Below are 18,812 nucleotides of genomic sequence, written 5' to 3'. Positions count from 1 at the left end.
CGCTGAAGCTTGCGGCTAGGTGTTGGCCAGGGTAGATAATCCGAGGCTGCCGAATTTGGCGGGCACGTCGTGAGTTCCGATCGGAGCGTGGGCAACCATGCCGGTAAAGCCTTTTGGACACTTCAGGATCATCAGTGAGCTGCGACCTTCGTCGAGCCGGCATCCATACATGCGTTCCCATCCGGCTACCGTCCAGTGTTGGATGGTGTGGGGTCCATAGCCAGGCAGTGTGCTGGCCAAACCACCTGGCTCGAAGACCTGGGACATCCATTCCATCACGGGCCCATCGTCATTGATAATCTGACGTAGCAGCACCAAAACATCATTGGCGGTCGTCACACCGTGGAATCCCTCACCAGCGGAGAGTTTTTCAAGGCCGGTGATGGTGGTATTTGGGAGATGGGCAACAGCTTGACGGCCGCATTCGAGAATGTCGATCCCCTCTGCCTCGAAATACTCGAAGAGGGCTTGGACTGCTGCTCCATCGCCCGAGCCGGTGACGAGCCGCATCGCGTCATCAACTGTGAGTTTCAGCTCGCCCGGGAGATGCCGAAGTGTGCCGGTCTCGGCGTGTTCGCGATGCTGTGCACGGATTGGGATGACGCGCTGTAAGAGCTCAGGATTCGTACCTGCTGCTTCGACCACGGCCTGGGCGAAGAAGATCTTGCCGATACCTGAGAAGGTGAACTCGACGTCGGCATTGACCGCACGACCGCCTTCCACCGCAAAAAGCAGTTCGCCAAGTTCTTGTTCCCAGAAGTCAGACTCGATGACTTGCCGGTGCACGATGGGGACCGGCGTGCCGTCTAGGAAGGTCTGTTCGACGACCTGACCGATGGCGGCAAAACATTCCATGGCCCGAACCCGCCCTGGCGTACCATCAAACAGCTCGACCGGGACCGATTCGGCAAATACCGCGACTGAGGCGACCGGTTGGTTCTGGTGATCTAGCAAGATCCCGACCTGGGAGAGCCCACGAATGCCCCGCCCGTTCTTCTCAACAAATCGGCCCTGGGTGACATAAGCCCCCAATAGCGGGGTGTAGATATGGCTCATGAGCTCTAGCGCGAGCTGACACAGTTCGGTGGTGAGGCGGAGTTTCTTAGCGTGCTCATCGTCCATGGCCCCGTGGGCGAGGTGTTCTAAGAGGAGCGCTTGGTCAGTGGCCGAGGTGACCGTCATAGCATCGATCGGATGTGACCAGGCCAGCTCAGCTGACCGCGGGAAGACCTCGCGATGCAGCGTGTGGTACATGCCCAGTTGTGCGCAATAGTCGTTGACCCATTGCAGCGCATCCCCGGTGGCTTCTTCCATGGCACGGAACACGAGTTGAGTACAGATGTTGTCGGAGGTGATCATCATTTGCGCCAGATGATCTCGCAGGCTGAGCTCAATACCGGCCGATAGATTGCGCATCACCCCGGCTTGCACCCCGTCTTTGAGTGAGGCATCAATGGGGTAGGTGTCGTCTAGGGAGAGTTTCTGCACATGCACGAGCGCCAGACATGCCAGCAGCACACTGACTTTCCTGGTGCTAAAGGCACCGATGACCTGCTCTCCACCCTGGCTAATGTGCTGCCCCGAGGCGATCTCGCGAACATCCCAGTGCACCGCGAAAGGGTAGTGCTGAGTAATGCCGTCGATGCATTGCGCCAGCTGGTTCAGGTCCTGTGCCATGTACCCCACACTTAGTTTTTTGGAAGAGTTGATTCGCCAATCACTATCATCACGTTAGCCTGGACGGCACGCTCGGTACATGTCCTTTAGTTGAATCGTGACTCCACTACGATACCTGAAGTAGCAGGCTTGCCTCACAATAACAAGCCTGTCGTAGGAAACTTCGGCACCCCAAACGATGGTCCGCAGCGGTGGCGAGTTGTTCAATTCCAGCCTCATAGTCTCGGCAATAGCGCCGAAATCATCCCTCATGAGACCAGGAAAGGTCATCAAAAGGCAGGCAGGAGGCCTAGAGTTGGCGCAGAAAGTCTCTGATCCATTCTGCGGTTTGCGCCACACCGCCAAAGGTATAGAAATGGACGCCGACGTTACCTGAATACTGTGTTGCCGCGGTTTCAGCGGCCAGGTTGTGCAGGAAGTTGTCTGGGCCGGCGCTCCCCATGAGATTAGCTAACGAGAATCCGTATTTTTTCACGATGCCCGTCGAGGATGCGACCCCAAATCTGCGGGCATAACCTAACAGTCGCTTGATGCCGGCCGGTCCTGGGACGCCAATACGGACCGGCACTGAAATCCCCAGGGCCTCTAGCTCACTGAGCCATCTGGCGATTGGATCCGTATCGAAGCCAAACTGCGTGATGATCACCGTCTGAAATTCACGTTCTGCTAACAGCTCGAGTTTGCTTTTCAATTCGCGGGCCAGCAGGTCATCGGCGATTTCTGGATGTCCTTCGGCGTAGCCTGCAACTGCGATCTCGTCCACCTCGTAGTCATCAAAGAGCTCCGATGCCAACATCTCGCGAGCCGAGCTATAGGGCCCCATGGGCTCGGCGGGATCCCCACCGACAGCAAAGAGATGCCGCACTGCATCGACCCTGGCTAACTCTTCCAAGAACCTGAGCAGTTCGGTTTCGCTGCGTAGCCGTCGGGCCGAGATGTGCGGCACCGGGGTGAAGCCGAGTTCTTTGACGGCCCGGGCTGCGGCGACTCGCATCTGAAGATCTTCATTGCCGAGAAACGTGACATTGATGCGCGTACCTTGCGGAATGGCGGGCGCAGCTTCCCGCAGCGCGTCGACATCTTTGCCCGTCATCTCTAAAGAAAAGTCCTGCAGGAGCGAATGGACTTGGGTGGTATGGCCGGAATCAGACATTCGTACCCTCACTGTTGCATCGCGACGGGGTCGATCCATGTCGCACCTCACATACTACTGAGGTGATGGGGCAGGTTGGCAAGAGCATGCCAGGCGCTACTGCGGCGCGCTGGGCGCCGCAGGGCAGTTACACCTTGTAGGCTGCGGGCAATTCCACCTTGCCACTAGGTAGCAGAGCATCCTCGTCGAGCACACGAACCTGCAGCGCTTCTGTTTGATCCGCCCAGTCCGCGGTGATGCCGAGCTTCGAGGCCGGGCGGAAACCAAAGCGTGGGTAATAGTGCGGGTAACCATAGACCAGCACAAACGGTTCGCCGTCTTCACGGGCGAGCTCAAGCACTGCTTCAATGACCGCGGTGCCAGCACCCTCACCTTGATGCTGGGGCAGCACTCCGGTCGGGGCAAGCATCAAGCCGGGCTGGCCACCCACCGTGCAGCGGTGCAGCAAAGCATACGCGGCGGCACTTGTCTCGAATTCGGAATCAGGTATCGCGGCGGTGAAACCCAACACTGAATACCGGGAGATCCAATGCGTCTGCTCATCGCGCAGCTCATCGACGAGATCAGCCTCCGCATCCGTTCCGAAAGCAGCTTCCAAGATCCTCCGGATCGAGGCTTGATCTTCAGCCGAACCTTCTCGCTCACTGCGTGTTCGCCATAGATGACCGGTACGCCGCATTGCAACTCCTTCTAGGACAGTTGAATGCATTCTATTGGAGCCCACCCTGCTATTCAATGCTGCGCTCCTAGGACACCAAGACTTGCACCTGCGTGCCTTCACCCCGTACTCTTCCCGATTCGCGATGGACCAAGCGGACACATGTGGCGTATATTGTGAACCACATCACAACGTATTGGAGTGTGATGCCATTCCGACCGGTCAGTACATACATTGGGTGAGTTGGGTAGACGAGATTTCATAGCGGCGCTGCACGGTCGGCAGTTCATCTCATAACCTTTGGAGATCACCATGAGCGCATCGACCTATGATGCTAGGCAACGTTCGGAGGAACGCCGCGTTCTAGCAGGCACGTTGGTCGGCACCACCATCGAGTGGTACGACTTTTTCATCTACGCCCAGGCTGCTGCCTTCGTCCTGGCGCCCTTATTCTTTGAGCCACTATCCGAAGAGAACGCGCCGCTGGCCCAAATCGTCGCGTGGGCTTCAGTTGGTGTTTCCTTCCTCTTTCGGCCCCTGGGGGCCATCGTTATTGGCCATCTTGGCGATAAATACGGGCGCAAGATCATGCTGGTCATGACGCTGCTGGGCATGGGCGTGGCCACCACTATCATTGGTTTACTCCCCACGTACGCCACAATCGGCGTCGCAGCCCCAATCTTGTTGATCCTGATGCGCATCCTGCAGGGCTTCTCAGCAGGTGGTGAATGGGGTGGTGCTGCACTGATGGCAGTTGAACACGCACCACGCAACCGTCGATCGCTCTTCGGTTCAGCACCGCAAATAGGCGTGCCCCTGGGCATGTTGCTGGCTACGTCGTTCATGTTCGCGCTGACCTCAGCTCTGACGGAGGAACAATTCATGGCCTGGGGCTGGCGCATCCCGTTTCTTTCCTCGGTCATTTTGATTGTCGTGGGACATCTCATCCGGCGAGCAGTCGCCGAATCCCCGGTCTTTACTGAACTGCAAGAACGGAAGAAGAAATCCTCAGCACCCCTGCGCCAACTGCTGCGCAATCACAAACGCCCGGTCGTGTTAGCTGCACTCATCTTCGCTGGAAACAACGCAGCCGGCTACCTGGTCATTGCCTTCTTTGCATCCTACGGAGCAAATGTACTTGGCATGCCGCGCTCAGCGACATTGGTGGCTTCACTGGTTGGCGGCGTCGGCTGGTTTATCTTCACCCTGTTGGGCGGTTGGCTCGGCGATAAAATTGGCAAGCGCACGACCTTCACGATTGGGTATGCCTGGATCGTCGTCTGGTCTATTCCGATGTGGTTCCTGCTCGACACTGCTTCGCTTACCCTCTTCACCCTTGCGATTGTCCTGCTCACCGTTGGGCTTGGACCTTCATATGGCCCCCAGTCGGCGCTCTATGCAGAGATGTTCCCAGCATCGGTTCGGTATTCGGGGGCGTCCATTGGTTATGCTTTCGGGTCCATCATCGGGGGCGCCTTTGCGCCGATGATCTCGGAGATGATCCTGACCGCGACCGGACAGTCATGGATGATCGGGCTGTATATCGCACTGATTTCATTGGTCTCGCTGATTGCGGTCCGGCTGGTCTCGAAAGATATCGAGGGGCGCAACCTCACCGATGAAGACCATGGCGACGTCACCACCGATGACCAAGCGAAACCCGATCTCGCCGCAGGCTGAGTCGAAGGAGGTACTATGACTCGTCACGATGTTCCCCAACCGTGGACCCCGTCTGCACCGCCAACCGATCCTGGCCAGTTAGATCCTGAGGAGCACTACCATCAGGAACAGATCCGGGAGCTACAATTTGAGCGGCTGCGCTGGACCCTGCACCACGCTTATCACAACGTCCCGGCATATCAACAGCTCTACGATGAGCACGGCGTGCATCCACGCGATTTCACCTCGCTGGAGGACATCACGCTCTTTCCTTGCATTGACAAGGAGTTCCTCCGCGCGGCGTACCCGCTGAAGGCACTGGCAGTCCCGATGGATAAGGTGCGTCGCATTCACGCCTCCTCGGGTACTACCGGCCAGCCAACCGTGGTGGCGTATACCGAAAACGATCTGCAGATGTGGGCCACCCTGGCGGCCCGGTCATTGCGCAATTCCGGTGTTCGACCGGGCCACATTGTGCACAATGCTTATGGTTATGGCCTGTTCACCGGTGGGCTGGGCGCCCACTACGGCGCTGAACGCCTCGGCTGTCCAGTCGTGCCGATGTCTGGCGGTCAAACGGAAAAACAGGTGCAGATGATCACGGATCTGCAACCTGATGTCATCCTGTGTACGCCCACGTACCTGTTAGCCCTGGCCGATGGGTTCACCAAAGCGGGTATTCCACCCCGGGACACCTCATTGAAGGTGGGAGTGCTCGGGGCAGAACCGTGGACCGACGGGATGCGTGTCGAGATCGAATCGCTGTTTGATATGAAAGCTTGCGATATTTATGGCCTGTCGGAGCTGCTAGGTCCCGGGATGGCCAGTGAATCAGTTGAAACCCAGGACGGGTGCCATATTTGGGAGGACCATTTCTATCCTGAGATTCTCGATCCGTTCACCAGCGAGGTATTAGAAGATGGTGAGCACGGCGAGTTAGTGTTCTCGGCGCTGACCCGGGAAGCGCTGCCGATCATTCGGTTTCGGACCCACGATCTGACCACCCTGCGGCCGGGAACCGCGCGGGCCGGTCACCGTCGCATGGATCGTATCGTCGGGCGCTCAGATGACATGATTATCTTGCGCGGCGTCAATCTGTTCCCGAGCCAGATCGAAGAGATTGCGCTCGAAATTGAGACGCTATCGCCGCACTTCTTGCTGGAGATTACCCGGCCCAAGAGGCTCGATGAACTCACGATCAAAATTGAGCGGAGGGAAACTGCGAGTGCTGCAGAAGCCGAAGCTGGGGGCCAAGAGCTCCGGTCACGCATTAAGAACCGGATCGGGTGTACGTGCAATATTGAAATCGCAGAACCGCATTCGCTAGCGCGATCCTCAGGGAAGCTCCGGCGAATTTACGATCTGCGTAATGCCCATTAACGACGACACCTCGTCTCGGCTTTCCTGCCGAGACGAGGTGGTCAGCCGAGGCTAAGAAACTTAGGCTGAGAAGAAGTCGTCCGTGGTGGCGTTAGGGTGTTTCGCCAGCGGGGTGACGTGGACGTTCATGTACGGGAACATCGGGAACCCCGACAAGATCTCGTGGAACTCATCGTGGCTGTCCACATCGAAGATCGAGTAGTTGGCGTATTCTCCCACGACCCGCCAGATGCCTTTCATGACACCTTGGCTCTGCAGGTTGCCGGAGTACTCTTTTTCACGTGCCTGGAAATCAGCTTTTGTTGCTGCGTCCATCGACTCGGGGAAGGTCACGTCCATACGGGCAAGAAATAGCATGCCTCTCCTTTCATTTGTAGGGTGGTTTCACAGCGTCAGCAGTTTATAAGCTCACGCCAAAGATGAGTGGGACCAGAGTGTAGAGCATCAACATGATGACCCCAATGGAAATGATGTTGAGCCAAATGCCAGCGCGCGTCATCTGCTTAATCGTGATCTCACCCGAACCGAATGCAACCGCATTAGACGGCGTCGCTACAGGCAGCATGTAGGCCGAGCAAACTGCCAGCGTCACGGCAATGGTCATAAAGAGTGGATCGATACCTACCCCAAGAGCGACGGCCCCGAAGATCGGGAAGAATGCAGCGGCCGTAGCGGTATTCGAGGTCAGCTCGGTCAGGATCAAGCTGACGAGAATGACCGCAATGATGATAATCCAGGAGGCCATCGCACTCATGCCGGAAACTTGTTCTCCGACCCATGCACTAAAGCCGGTTTGGGTGAACATGGCAGACAGCGACAAACCGCCACCAAAGAGCAGCAAGAGGCCCCAGGGGATTTCTTTGGATGCCGACCAGCGCAACAGTGGCGCCCCGGTCGCGTCATCACGGCGGCGTTCAGCTGGGACAATAAAGCATGCGACCGCAGCGGCCATCGCGACTTGCGCATCGCTGATGGTGCCTAAGAAGGCGAGGTTTTCTGCGACCCATCCGATCTGGGACAACAGCGGGACGGCAATCCAGAAGAAGATCGCTGCTGCAAAGATCCAAGCCACACGGCGTTCCGGTGTGGTCATCGAGCCCAGTTTGGCATGCTCTTGGTCGATGAGTTCTTTACCGCCCGGCAGGGCGTCGATTTCTGGGCGGTACACGATTTTGGTCAACACGACCCAGGCGATGGTCAGCATAATGATGGCCCATGGGACACCAATGAGCATCCAGGTACCAAATGCCATATCGATGCCGTGAGAATCCATCAGATAGCCCTTCATCAGGGCCATCGGAGGTTGTCCAATGAGGGTGGCGGTAGAACCGATGGTGACACCGTAGGCCACACCCAACAGCAGTGATGCAGCGAATTTTTTGCCGGCCGCCTCGGGGTCGATGGACCTCACGAGGTTCAAAATAGACACGGCAATCGGCACCATGATCACAGCGGTGGCGGTATTGGACACCCATGCAGAAATGAAGGCCGAGGCAATCATCAGGCCCAACACGATTTGGGATGGCTTGGTGCCGACGAGCTTGATTGTCCACAAAGCCACACGCAGATGCAGGTTGGACTTCTCCGTCGCCAGACCCAAGACGACCCCGCCCATGACCAGGAAGATCACGGTGCTAGCGTATGGTGCCGCAACTTCGCCGAGCTCCCCGATACCGAATAAGGGGAACAGCACCAGCGGTAACAACGAGGTGACTGGGATGGGTGCCGCTTCGGTCATCCACCAGATGGCCATCCAGAGCGCGATGCCTGCAACGGCGCGGCCTTCAAAGGACAAGGTATCGGGCAGGATGAGCCCGAGGATGAGCCCAGCAACCGGGCCTAACCCGACGAGCCACCAGTTGCGTTTGGTCGCGCGGTCGAGGGCATCCTGGGAAGCCTCATGTTCAGTACTGGCGTTATTACCAGCGGCAAGCTTTGATTCGGGGGCCGTAGCCATCGATCCTCCACACTTAGGTAGGTGCAGTGTGACTTTGATGAGTCAGCAAGTTTTCATGTCAGTGGTCACCGTCGCTGATGACTCGATTCACTATAAAGCTTCTTATCGAGATGTAAAAGTACGCCAATGGGCAGTATTGATATCCTGAGCATATGAATATCGCTCCAAAATGTCTTTCACTTGTGCCTCCCAGTCCCCCTACGCTATTGACATCGCCAGCCATGATCGCATCGTTGTATGCGGCGAAGCAGTAAGGAGAAGCCATGGTTGAACTGCGACACCTGCGCTACTTTATTGCCGTCGCAGAAGAACGACACTTCGGGCGCGCCGCGGATCGACTTCATATGGCACAGCCGCCATTGTCGAACCAGATTAAACAGCTAGAAGCTGAACTTGGCACCGTTTTACTCGAGCGCACGACCCGACGCGTTGACCTCACCGAAGCAGGGGCGCTGCTTTTGGAACGCGCGCGACAGATTCTGGCCGATGTCGAGGCAACAGAGATTGACGTGGCCGAAGTGGGCCGGGGTGCCGCAGGTGTGCTGCGGCTCGGATTCTCCGGTACCGCCACCTACCGCCTTATGCCAGAAATCGTGCGCGTCGCTCGCGAGCGCCTACCTTTGGTACGACTTCAGATCTCCGGCGAGATGCTCACTCCGCACATGGAAGAAGCCCTGCTAGAAAACCGGTTGGATATAGCGGTCTTGCGACCACCGGTCCGCTCAGCGCAGCTTGAACTCGACCAGATCCAAGCTTCACGCCTCGTTGTGGCCTTACACCGCCATCACCCCCTAGCAGCAGACAGCGGACCAATCTCTATCGAAGAGCTCGCCGAGGAAGATCTCGTCAGCTATCCCCAAGGTTCTTCGGTGTTCTCTGTGGTGGCGGAACTCGCGCGTCAGGCAGGTTTCCGCCCACGCATTGTGCAAGAAGCGACCGAAACCTCAACCCTCATCGCCTTGGTCGGGGCGGGTTTGGGCGTTAGTTTCCTTCCGGGCTCCCAATCGCTGCCACTGAATGCCTCCATTGTCATCCGACCGCTCGCGGACGACGTTTCACTTGGCCTGGCGACCGCGTGGAAGTCCGGCAATGACAGCCCGTTGCTGACCTCGTTTATTCAGCTGATTCGCGAATCTGCAGAAAATTTAGAAAACCTCGATCAACAATCTCAAGAAGAAGTCCTGGAGGGACCATGAAGATCACAGCTATTGAAGCGATTCCCTATGCGATTCCCTATACGCATCCCCTCAAATTCGCCTCCGGCGAGGTAACCACCGCAGACCACATCCTGGTGCGGATCCACACCGACGCCGGCATCACAGGAACCGCAGATGCCCCGCCGCGCCCATACACCTACGGGGAAACACAGACTTCAATTAAAGTGATCGTCGAAGACGTCTTCGGGCCAGAGATCATCGGCTTGGATCCCTTCGATCGCGAGAAGGTACACGAAGTGATGGACCGGACGATCAATAACCAGGTCGCAAAAGGTGCCGTCGATATCGCTCTGTGGGACCTGGTGGGTAAGGCTTTACAGATCCCGGTTCACAAGCTGCTGGGCGGTTACACCGACTCCATGCGTGTCAGCCACATGCTCGGCTTCAAACCCGCCGAAGAATTGCTAGAAGAAGCCCAACGATTTGGCCAGGAATATGGCATCACGACCTTCAAGCTCAAAGTCGGTCGGCGCCCGCTGTCACTGGACATCGAAGCGTGCCACGTGCTGCGCGAAGGCCTCGGCGACGACGTGGAGATCTATCTCGACGCCAACCGCGGCTGGAGCGCGAACGAAGCCATGGAAGTCCTGCGCCAGACCGCTGATCTCGGCTTGACGATGCTCGAAGAACCCTGTGACGCCAAAGAAGCCATGAGCCGACGCCGTCTGGTCGACCACTCCCCAATTCCGATCGTCGCCGACGAATCCGTACCGACCGCAGGTGATGCATCACGCGAGCTCCTCTCCGGCGGCGCTAACGCCATCTGCATCAAGACTGCCCGCTCTGGGTTTACCGAAGCCACAGAAATCCTCGGCCTGTGCACCGGCCTTGGGGTTGACGTAACCATGGGCAACCAGATCGACACTCAAGTGGGCTCTATGGCCACCGTGACCTTTGGGGCTGCTCACCGTGCCTCATCGGCACGCGCCGGCGAACTGTCGAACTTCCTCGATATGTCTGATGACCTACTCGCCGATCCGATCCAGATTCACAACGGTCGCATCTCGGTTCGCGATCTACCCGGCGTCGGGGCTGAAATTGATGAAGACAAACTCAACCACTACCGCATAGACAAGTAAACCTTGCTGCACCACACGGCCTGGTTCCTCGGATCTCCGAGTGACCAGGCCGTTTTGTCATTTCATCCCGCTTCTAAAAAACTTCGTCTCCAACTTGTGACTACCCTCACAGTGTGCCATAATATCTTTTCAGACCGATCGTTCAGTGAGTTAAACCACATCTGCGCACCGGGCCACACACAGCCCGACATCTCAGCACTGAAAGGTCTGCCACACCAATCATCAGATCACTGGGGAGACTATGACTACCTCTGCTCATGCAACGCGCTCGCGCTCAGAAGAGCGCCGCGTCCTCGCTGGAACTCTCGTTGGCACCACCATCGAGTGGTACGACTTCTTCATTTACGCCCAGGCCGCCGCGTTCGTCCTGGCGCCACTATTTTTCGAACCGCTCTCTGAAGACAGTCCCGCCCTCGCGCAGATTATCTCGTGGGCCTCTGTGGGTATTTCATTCCTGTTCAGACCGCTTGGTGCCGTCGTCGCCGGCCACCTCGGCGACAAGTTCGGCCGAAAACTCATGCTGGTGCTGACCCTGATGGGGATGGGTGTTGCGACCGCAGCAATCGGGCTGTTGCCAACTTATGCGTCCATCGGTATCGCTGCTCCAATTCTGTTGATCCTGATGCGTATCCTCCAGGGTTTCTCCGCTGGCGGAGAATGGGGCGGTGCCGCCCTGATGGCCGTTGAACACGCTCCGACAAATCGCCGTTCGTTCTTCGGCTCGTTCCCCCAAATTGGCGTTCCACTGGGCATGATCCTGGCAACGCTGTTTATGTTCTCGTTGACCACCTTCCTCACCGAAGAACAGTTCCTCGCCTGGGGCTGGCGTATCCCGTTCTTGTCATCAGTCGTACTGATCCTGGTCGGTTACCTCATCCGTCGGGCAGTAGCAGAGTCACCGGTCTTCACCGAAATGCAAGAACGCCGCAAAGAATCTTCTGCCCCACTGGGCGAACTGCTGCGTAACCACAAGCGCCCGGTCATCTTGGCCGCCCTGATCTTCGCCGCCAACAACGCCGCCGGGTACCTGGTCATCGCCTTCTTCGCCTCCTACGGTGCCAACGTGCTGGGCATGCCACGCTCCGCGACGCTAGTTGCCTCAATTGTCGGCGGGGTCGGCTGGCTGGTGTTCACCATGTTCGGTGGCTGGATCGGCGACAAGATCGGCAAGCGCAAGACGTTCATCATCGGGTACGCCTGGATCATTGTCTGGGCCATCCCAATGTGGTTCCTCATTGACACCGCTTCGCTGGTGCTATTCACCCTGGCGATCTTTATGCTCACCGTGGGCCTCGGCCCATCCTATGGTCCACAGTCTGCGCTCTATGCCGAGATGTTCCCGGCCTCGGTGCGCTACTCCGGCGTCTCGATCGGCTACGCATTCGGCTCGATCATTGGTGGTGCGTTTGCCCCGATGATTTCCGAACTGATCCTCAATGCGACCGGCCAGTCCTGGATGATCGGCGTTTACATCGCTGGCTTGGCAACGGTCTCGCTCATCGCCGTCATCATGGTCCCGCGCTCCGTTGAAGGACGCGACCTATCCGACGTCGTCGAGACACCGAATGCCACCGGAGAAGTTGCACCGGCTAAGGTCTAAAGTACATATCGCACTGACGTACATGATGGCGCTGGGCACCACCGAAGGGTGGCACCCAGCGCCATCGCATGTTCACGTCGCCACCGTTGACGAAAGGACATCATGCCCACTCCTCTGGACGAGCTGCAGGCACTTGCCGAACAATTCGAAGCGCTCGATGTGCGCCTGGACGATGACAGGCCAGACCGCATCGTCGCCGCCATGAACCGCCCCAAGGTGCTCAACGCCATCGATGAAACCATGGTCAAGGAATTCCATGCGCTGTGCCAGTGGTTAGAAGACCATCCGATGATCTTGATCATCACCGGCACCACCACCCCGCACCCGAAAGACTCGTCCCGTCAACGCGGCATCTTTGCCTCTGGGGCAGATATTGCGCAGCTGCGCGAACGACGCAGAGCCGATGCCTTGCGCGGGGTTAACTCCAAAATCTTTTCTCGCATCAAAGCACTGCCCATGCCGGTCATTGCAGCGGTGGACGGCTTCGCACTGGGTGGTGGCGCCGAACTCGCCTGGGCGGCTGACTTCCGGGTGGCCACCACAAAGGTTCGTGTCGGCCAGCCCGAGGTGGGGTTGGGTATTTCGCCGGCGGCCGGTGCGATGTGGCGCATCAAAGAACTCGCCGGGGAGCCCATCGCACTTGAACTTTTACTCACCGGGCGTATCCTCAACGCTGAAGAAGCCCTCGAGCACAAACTGGTGAACTCGGTCCACGAACCCGAAGACCTCATGGCTGCCGCCCACGAACTCGCCGACAACATCGCCAAGCAAGATCCCTTGGCAGTACAGGTCACCAAGCGCGTCTTTCAGATGCCACCGGCAGCGCATCCGTGGGTCGATGATCTTGGTCAGGCGATCCTGTTCGAGTCGGAAGCCAAGTTCGATCGGATGCAAGCGTTTCTGGATGGTCGAAAGAAGTAGGTGACAGCGGGCGTGACCCGCGTCGCAAAACGAGCTGGCCGGTGAATGTAATCTGCGCTATACTGGCCACAATTACTGAACGACCGTTCAGACTGTAATGAAGGAGTTTTTCACCTCATGACAATCAATGCACCAGCACATACGATCCTGCCCTCATTTGCTCAGGGACAGTGGCAGGCCCCTGAAAATCCGGAAAAAGTTGCGCAAGTATTTGACGCAAACACCGGCGAAATCATCACCGGCGTTTCCTCCGAGGACATCGATATTGCCGGCATGGTCGACTATGCCCGCACCGTTGGTCAGAAATCATTAGGTGACCTGACCATCCACCAGCGCGCTCTGAAGCTCAAAGAACTTGCCCAGTACCTGAACGGTCGGAAGGAAGAGCTCTATGAGATCTCTTTTCGCGCCGGTGCCACCCAGCGCGACCACTTGATCGATACTGACGGCGGCATTTCCACGCTCTTCGTGTTCTCTTCGAAGGGTCGCCGCGAGATGCCAAACAGCAACGTGGTCATCGATGGCCAGACCGAAGTGCTCTCCCGTGATGGCTCCTTCCTGGGTACCCACATTTATAACCGCATCCCCGGTGTAGCCGTTCAGATTAACGCGTTCAACTTCCCCGTGTGGGGCATGCTGGAGAAATTTGCACCCAGCTTCATTGCCGGTGTGCCAACCATCGTCAAGCCTGCAACCTCCACCGGGTATATCACCGAAGCTGCAGTCCGCATGATGTTGGAATCAGGCATCCTGCCGGAAGGTTCCCTCCAGCTGCTCTCAGGCTCGGCACGGGATCTGCTGGATCACCTGGACTACCGTGACCACGTTGCCTTTACCGGTTCGTTGAACACTGCCAACACCCTGCGCAGCCACGAAAGTGTGCTCAACGGTGGTGTACGGTTCACCGCCGAAGCTGACTCCCTCAACGCGGCAATTCTTGGCCCGGATGCCACAGAAGACACCCCAGAATTCGATGCTTTCGTCAAGGCCGTGTTCGTGGAAATGACCGCCAAGGCCGGCCAGAAATGTACCGCGATTCGTCGCGTCATTGTTCCTGAGTCGATCAAAGAGCCCTTCATTACTGCCTTGGCTGATCGTCTCAACGACAAGGTCACCGTAGGTGCCGCAAACGCTGAAGGCACCACCATGGGCCCGCTGGCTTCGAAAGACCAGCAACAGGATGTTGCCGACGCAACCCAGCAGCTCATTGATGCTGGTGGCAAGGTTCGTCTTGGTGGGCCAGATCAGGTCGCTCAGTACGATGAAGCCGGTGCGTTTTTCCCACCGACCATCTTAGAGTTCGACGACGCCGACACCGACGCGGTCCACACCGTGGAAGCATTCGGTCCGGTCACCTCGGTGATCACCTACCAGGATGACGTCAACGAAGCGGTTCGTTTGGCCGCTCGTGGCGCCGGCTCGCTGGTTGCCACCGTGACCTCCAACGACGACACCTTCGTCGCCGACGCGACGCTGGGCATTTCAGCCCACCACGGTCGTGTGCACGTGTTGAACCGTGACACCGCCAAGTCATCAACCGGTCACGGTTCCCCGCTGCCGCACCTGGTCCACGGTGGACCCGGTCGTGCAGGTGGCGGCGAAGAACTCGGTGGCGTGCGCGCGGTCAAGCATTACATGCAGCGCACCGCTGTGCAGGGTTCACCCGATATGCTCACCGCCATCACTGGCGTCTGGCATCAGGGGGCCAAAGCCAACACCGTCACGCGTGAACAAGTGGACAACGGCACGGGCGAACACCCATTCCGCAAGCCACTGGATAGCCTGCGGATCGGTGACCAGTTCGCTTCTGAACTGCGCCACGTCAGCCTGCAAGAGATCCTGGACTTCGCTGAAGAAACCGGTGATAAGTTCTACGCACACGTCGATGAAGAAGCCGCCATGGCCAACCCATTCTTCCCGCGTCGCGTGGCCCACGGTTACCTGCTGGTCTCTTGGGCAGCCGGTCTGTTCGTCGATGCCGCACCAGGTCCCGTCCTGGCCAACTACGGCTTAGAGAACCTGTCGTTCATCACCCCGGTCACTTACGATGACTCGATCCGAGTTACGTTGACCGCCAAGCAGATCACCCCGCGTGTCACCGATGAATACGGTGAGGTCCGCTGGGATGCCGTGCTGCACAACCAGAACGATGAGATCGTGGCAACCTACGACGTGCTGACCCTGGTCACTAAGACCTGGCCTGAACAATACCCACAGCAGTAAGCGTCGAAGCGCTCGTCCCGGGGCCGGTATGATTCCACGCGAATTGTATCGGCCCCAGGCCGTTAAGGGCGCTCTGTCAACACGGTGGCGAACTGTTCGCGCAGTTGGGCTTTTTGGACTTTGCCCATGACGTTTCGCGGCAGGTGCTCCACTTTCCGGTACGCGCGAGGACGTTTATAGCGGGCCAGCTGGTCTGCCAGCAGGTCGTTGAGTTCCGCTTCACTTGGCAGCCGCCCGTTGGTGGTCACCACCACGGCCACCACTCCTTCACCCAGGTCTGCGTGGGGCACACCGATAACGGCAGACTCCACCACTGCGGGATGCTCATCGAGAAGTTGTTCAATTTCTTTCGGATACACGTTGTACCCACCCGAGATGATCATGTCTTTCGATCGTCCGGAGATATGAAGGTACCCGTCGGTGTCATAAAATCCTTGATCACCGGTGATAAAGAACCCGGTGTCGCGTTTTTCTTCATGAGTTTTCTCGGGATTTCGCCAGTACCGGTCAAAGACGTTTGGGCCACGCACTTCGATCGAACCGATCTGCCCGGCGGGCAATGCTTCACCGGAGTGCGGCTCCACGACGCGTACTTCCACCCCGGGCAACGGTTGCCCGACGCTGCCGGCTTTTCGTAGGCCGCGGTACGGGTTGGTGGTATTCATACCTGTCTCGGTCATCCCATAGCGCTCCAGGATGTGATGACCTGTGCGGTCGTAAAACGCGTCGAAGTCTGCGCTCAGCAGCGGCGCGGAGCCCGAAACGAATAAGCGCATGTTCGCTGTGGCGCTGCGTGTCAGCCGATCAGAGGCTAGCAGCCGTGTGTAGAAGGTGGGGACCCCCATCAACACGGTCGCCGTCGTGAACCGGTCCACCACCCCATCGACGTCGAACTTGTCCATCCACAGCAGCGTGGCGCCCGACGTCAAACTCATGTTGATCGCGACGAAGAGCCCGTGAATGTGAAAGATGGGCAGCGCGTGGATGAGCCGGTCGGTTTCGGTGAATTCCCACGCTTCTAAGAGGGCACGACAGTTACTGGCCAGATTCTCGTGGGTCAGCACCGCGCCCTTGGACCTCCCGGTCGTGCCAGAGGTGTAGAGGATCGCTGCAGGATCTCCTGGCCCCACAGGGGTCACGGCCGTGAGTCTGGTGTCAGAGGCACTCAGGGTGCCATTTCCCGCCGCATCCAGGGTAAACAGCGCGGCGGTGGGTCGCATGTCGCGCACCGTGGAGGCAGCAGCGGGATCCACTACGACGGCGGCAGGTTCAGCGTCGTCGAGAAAATATTGCAACTCGGCACCGGTATAGGCGGTGTTCAGCGGCAAATACACGCCACCGATTTGTAGCACAGCAAGGTAGGTCGCCACGGCGCGCACAGATTTTTGGACTTGGCAGGCGACGCGGTCACCGGGCTGTACGCCTGCCGTGGCCAGCATCGAAGCGATGCGTTGCGATTTTTCGAGCAGGTCGCGATAGGTGACCGCGGTGCCGTCGTCGCATTCCACAGCCGCCTTGTTCGGGTGGGTTTCGACCCGGTCTACAAAAGCCGTATAAATGTTATCCATCGAAGGTTCCGCCACGACTATCCGTCCCATTGCTCTACAGTGGTGCCGCTACGTCACCCAGCGGATTCCATCGGGAAAATCAACAGCGAGCTCGAAGCGGTCGCCACAACTTTGCCAGCCGCGTCGAGGACTTCCCCTTCAGCAAATCCTACACGGCGCCCGGCCTTGACCACGCGGCCCGTGCAACTAAGAGGAGCGCTGTCAACCGTAACTGGGCGCAAAAAATTTGTGTTAATATCAATGGACGTGTAACCGACACCTGCCGGCAGGGTCGTGTGGAGTGCACAACCCAGGGCCGAATCGAGCAGCGTACACACGTATCCGCCGTGCACCATGCCGATGGGGTTGTAGTGGGACTCATCTGGTGTGCCCTGGAAGGTGACCGTGCCGTGTTCGACCTCGGTGATCGTCATGTTCAGATGACTGGCCATCGGGGCCCCCGGGAGCTCTCCGGCGGCGATCTTTTTGATGAAGTCAAGACCAGCCATCGTGGGCATCTGTGCCAGGCCCGGTTTCGGGTCTTCCCAACTCACTACGGTTTCTCTTTCTGTCGTACGCGCGCTCATCTACAAGTCCAATCTATTTCTACTATTGTCAGTGGTCCTGTCGGATTGACGAAGCCACCGCCTCACGCAAGAACTCTCCACCGGAGGAAGATGGCGGAGGTGGCTGTTCCCGCTTCCTGTCGATTGCTAATGCTCAAGCTAGAATACCCCAAATGTGCTGTCAATCACTTGTGGCAAGCTTCTGCTTACGACGCTCGGCGCTTCCTCTTGACTTTCCTCGCGTGAAGCAGTTCACTGTACTACGCGACATGGAATACAGATTTCACATGGTGGAGGATATCTCGCGTGGATGTGCAGACTTTTAATGAGCTCTCGCCAGCCGAGGCTGAAAAGCTGGTTAGGCCGTGTCTCGACGTCCCACGCTGGATGGACGATATCGTCCAAGGTCGGCCCTACACCGACGTAAACGAGCTCCTTGATCGTGCCGAACAGTCCGGTAAGAAGTTAACACCATCTGAAGTGAACCAGGCACTGGCTCATCACCCTCGCATCGGCGAACGAGCCGAAGGTGAGACGGAAGAAGCGACGCTCTCCCGACGTGAACAGGCCGGTTTAGGTATCGACGACGATACCCAAGCTCAACTAAAGCAAGGAAACGCTGAGTACGAGAAGCGATTCGACCAGGTCTTTCTCATCCGGGCGGCAGGTCGTAGCTCCCAGGAAATTCTCGCAGAGCTACGCCGACGTCTCCAGAACTCACCCGAAGATGAAGTGGCCGAAACCGCAGAGCAGCTTAATCAAATCGCACGACTTCGGTTAGAAGGATTGTTTTCATGAGTTTTGTTACCGCCCATGTGCTAGATGCCTCCCTTGGCACCCCTGCTGCAGGTGTGCATATTTCCTTGCAGCACAGCGATGGTGTCGAGATTGCCCAGGCTGTCACCAATGATGACGGTCGTGTGCCCGATTTGGGCCCTGAAACCCTGGCGTCCGGAATTTACCGGATTACCTTTGGAACCGGCGACTATTTCGCCAGCCGGAACGTTGAGACGTTCTATCCGTCTATCACCATCGATTTCAAAGTCGATGCCGGGCAGAAGCACTATCACGTTCCGTTGCTGTTGAGTCCGTTCGCGTATTCCACCTACCGCGGCAGCTGACCCAGGAGTTGACCGGAGATTCCGTCAGCGGTTGCCGCAAGGATTTAACGGAAC

General features: G+C 57.8%; 16 protein-coding genes. 9 read left to right on the top strand and 7 right to left on the bottom strand.

The window, feature by feature from the left end; genetic code table 11:
- Positions 1–15: 15 nt before the first annotated feature.
- The 3 genes from J2S62_RS00915 to J2S62_RS00905 all read right to left on the bottom strand — a co-directional run bounded on the left by J2S62_RS00915 (position 16) and on the right by J2S62_RS00905 (position 3,509).
- Positions 16–1,677 (bottom strand): serine hydrolase, encoded by a 1,662-nt coding sequence (locus J2S62_RS00915; protein ID WP_310170219.1) that lies wholly within the window; start codon positions 1,675–1,677, stop codon positions 16–18.
- Between the two features lie 289 nt (positions 1,678–1,966).
- On the bottom strand, positions 1,967–2,869 hold the full coding sequence (locus J2S62_RS00910; RefSeq protein ID WP_310170217.1) for a methylenetetrahydrofolate reductase: 903 nt from the start codon (positions 2,867–2,869) through the stop codon (positions 1,967–1,969).
- Positions 2,870–2,957: 88 nt separating this feature from the next.
- Complete coding sequence (locus J2S62_RS00905; RefSeq protein WP_310170215.1) at positions 2,958–3,509, bottom strand: GNAT family N-acetyltransferase; 552 nt, start codon at positions 3,507–3,509, stop codon at positions 2,958–2,960.
- Between the two features lie 291 nt (positions 3,510–3,800).
- Between J2S62_RS00905 and J2S62_RS00900 the strand changes: the two genes are divergently transcribed.
- Positions 3,801–5,168, top strand: a complete 1,368-nt coding sequence (locus J2S62_RS00900; protein ID WP_310170213.1) for an MFS transporter — start codon at positions 3,801–3,803, stop codon at positions 5,166–5,168.
- 15 nt (positions 5,169–5,183) lie between these two features.
- Complete coding sequence (locus J2S62_RS00895; RefSeq protein ID WP_310170211.1) at positions 5,184–6,527, top strand: AMP-binding protein; 1,344 nt, start codon at positions 5,184–5,186, stop codon at positions 6,525–6,527.
- A gap of 60 nt (positions 6,528–6,587) precedes the next feature.
- On the opposite strand, the gene catC is transcribed toward J2S62_RS00895, so the two are convergent.
- Together catC and J2S62_RS00885 are read right to left on the bottom strand one after the other, a co-directional pair.
- Complete coding sequence (catC, locus tag J2S62_RS00890; RefSeq protein ID WP_310170210.1) at positions 6,588–6,884, bottom strand: muconolactone Delta-isomerase; 297 nt, start codon at positions 6,882–6,884, stop codon at positions 6,588–6,590.
- A 43-nt stretch (positions 6,885–6,927) separates the two neighbouring features.
- The gene (locus tag J2S62_RS00885) at positions 6,928–8,484 is read right to left on the bottom strand and encodes an SLC13 family permease (RefSeq protein WP_310170208.1); all 1,557 of its coding nucleotides are present in this window, start codon (positions 8,482–8,484) and stop codon (positions 6,928–6,930) included.
- Positions 8,485–8,747: 263 nt separating this feature from the next.
- Here J2S62_RS00885 and J2S62_RS00880 point away from each other — a divergent pair, with 263 nt between their 5' ends.
- The 5 genes from J2S62_RS00880 to paaZ all read left to right on the top strand — a co-directional run bounded on the left by J2S62_RS00880 (position 8,748) and on the right by paaZ (position 15,524).
- Positions 8,748–9,680: a LysR substrate-binding domain-containing protein gene (locus J2S62_RS00880; RefSeq protein WP_310170207.1), complete on the top strand. Its 933-nt coding sequence runs from the start codon at positions 8,748–8,750 to the stop codon at positions 9,678–9,680.
- Positions 9,677–10,780: a mandelate racemase/muconate lactonizing enzyme family protein gene (locus J2S62_RS00875; protein WP_310170205.1), complete on the top strand. Its 1,104-nt coding sequence runs from the start codon at positions 9,677–9,679 to the stop codon at positions 10,778–10,780. The genes J2S62_RS00880 and J2S62_RS00875 overlap by 4 nt, the downstream gene beginning before the upstream one ends.
- A 241-nt stretch (positions 10,781–11,021) precedes the next feature.
- Positions 11,022–12,380, top strand: a complete 1,359-nt coding sequence (locus J2S62_RS00870) for an MFS transporter (RefSeq protein ID WP_310170203.1) — start codon at positions 11,022–11,024, stop codon at positions 12,378–12,380.
- Positions 12,381–12,482: 102 nt separating this feature from the next.
- Positions 12,483–13,301: an enoyl-CoA hydratase/isomerase family protein gene (locus J2S62_RS00865; RefSeq protein ID WP_310170201.1), complete on the top strand. Its 819-nt coding sequence runs from the start codon at positions 12,483–12,485 to the stop codon at positions 13,299–13,301.
- Positions 13,302–13,418: 117 nt separating this feature from the next.
- Positions 13,419–15,524, top strand: a complete 2,106-nt coding sequence (gene paaZ / locus J2S62_RS00860; protein ID WP_310170199.1) for a phenylacetic acid degradation bifunctional protein PaaZ — start codon at positions 13,419–13,421, stop codon at positions 15,522–15,524.
- Between the two features lie 62 nt (positions 15,525–15,586).
- Here paaZ and J2S62_RS00855 read toward each other — a convergent pair whose 3' ends face one another.
- On the bottom strand, positions 15,587–17,092 hold the full coding sequence (locus tag J2S62_RS00855) for an AMP-binding protein (RefSeq protein ID WP_310170196.1): 1,506 nt from the start codon (positions 17,090–17,092) through the stop codon (positions 15,587–15,589).
- A gap of 53 nt (positions 17,093–17,145) precedes the next feature.
- Positions 17,146–17,625, bottom strand: a complete 480-nt coding sequence (locus tag J2S62_RS00850; RefSeq protein WP_310170194.1) for a PaaI family thioesterase — start codon at positions 17,623–17,625, stop codon at positions 17,146–17,148.
- A 318-nt stretch (positions 17,626–17,943) separates the two neighbouring features.
- Between J2S62_RS00850 and uraD the strand changes: the two genes are divergently transcribed.
- Together uraD and uraH are read left to right on the top strand one after the other, a co-directional pair.
- Positions 17,944–18,435: a 2-oxo-4-hydroxy-4-carboxy-5-ureidoimidazoline decarboxylase gene (uraD, locus tag J2S62_RS00845; RefSeq protein ID WP_310170191.1), complete on the top strand. Its 492-nt coding sequence runs from the start codon at positions 17,944–17,946 to the stop codon at positions 18,433–18,435.
- Positions 18,432–18,758 carry a hydroxyisourate hydrolase gene (gene uraH / locus J2S62_RS00840; protein ID WP_310170187.1) on the top strand — a complete coding sequence of 109 codons (327 nt, stop codon included), beginning with the start codon at positions 18,432–18,434 and terminating at the stop codon, positions 18,756–18,758. Before uraD ends, uraH begins: the two co-directional genes overlap by 4 nt.
- Positions 18,759–18,812 lie beyond the last annotated feature (54 nt).

The sequence above is a fragment of the Enteractinococcus fodinae genome (genome assembly GCF_031458395.1).
Taxonomy (GTDB): Bacteria; Actinomycetota; Actinomycetes; order Actinomycetales; family Micrococcaceae; genus Yaniella; species Yaniella fodinae.
Note: the sequence above shows the minus strand (reverse complement) of the source record. Positions and strands in the feature narration are given on the sequence as shown.

Bases quoted from the DNA above. Each gene is read 5' to 3' on its own strand.
- J2S62_RS00915 (WP_310170219.1), bottom strand. From the start codon at position 1,677: ATGGCACAGGACCTGAACCAGCTGGCGCAATGCATCGACGGCATTACT.
- J2S62_RS00910 (WP_310170217.1), bottom strand. From the start codon at position 2,869: ATGGATCGACCCCGTCGCGATGCAACAGTGAGGGTACGAATGTCTGAT.
- J2S62_RS00905 (WP_310170215.1), bottom strand. From the start codon at position 3,509: ATGCGGCGTACCGGTCATCTATGGCGAACACGCAGTGAGCGAGAAGGT.
- J2S62_RS00900 (WP_310170213.1), top strand. From the start codon at position 3,801: ATGAGCGCATCGACCTATGATGCTAGGCAACGTTCGGAGGAACGCCGC.
- J2S62_RS00895 (WP_310170211.1), top strand. From the start codon at position 5,184: ATGACTCGTCACGATGTTCCCCAACCGTGGACCCCGTCTGCACCGCCA.
- catC (WP_310170210.1), bottom strand. From the start codon at position 6,884: ATGCTATTTCTTGCCCGTATGGACGTGACCTTCCCCGAGTCGATGGAC.
- J2S62_RS00885 (WP_310170208.1), bottom strand. From the start codon at position 8,484: ATGGCTACGGCCCCCGAATCAAAGCTTGCCGCTGGTAATAACGCCAGT.
- J2S62_RS00880 (WP_310170207.1), top strand. From the start codon at position 8,748: ATGGTTGAACTGCGACACCTGCGCTACTTTATTGCCGTCGCAGAAGAA.
- J2S62_RS00875 (WP_310170205.1), top strand. From the start codon at position 9,677: ATGAAGATCACAGCTATTGAAGCGATTCCCTATGCGATTCCCTATACG.
- J2S62_RS00870 (WP_310170203.1), top strand. From the start codon at position 11,022: ATGACTACCTCTGCTCATGCAACGCGCTCGCGCTCAGAAGAGCGCCGC.
- J2S62_RS00865 (WP_310170201.1), top strand. From the start codon at position 12,483: ATGCCCACTCCTCTGGACGAGCTGCAGGCACTTGCCGAACAATTCGAA.
- paaZ (WP_310170199.1), top strand. From the start codon at position 13,419: ATGACAATCAATGCACCAGCACATACGATCCTGCCCTCATTTGCTCAG.
- J2S62_RS00855 (WP_310170196.1), bottom strand. From the start codon at position 17,092: ATGGATAACATTTATACGGCTTTTGTAGACCGGGTCGAAACCCACCCG.
- uraH (WP_310170187.1), top strand. From the start codon at position 18,432: ATGAGTTTTGTTACCGCCCATGTGCTAGATGCCTCCCTTGGCACCCCT.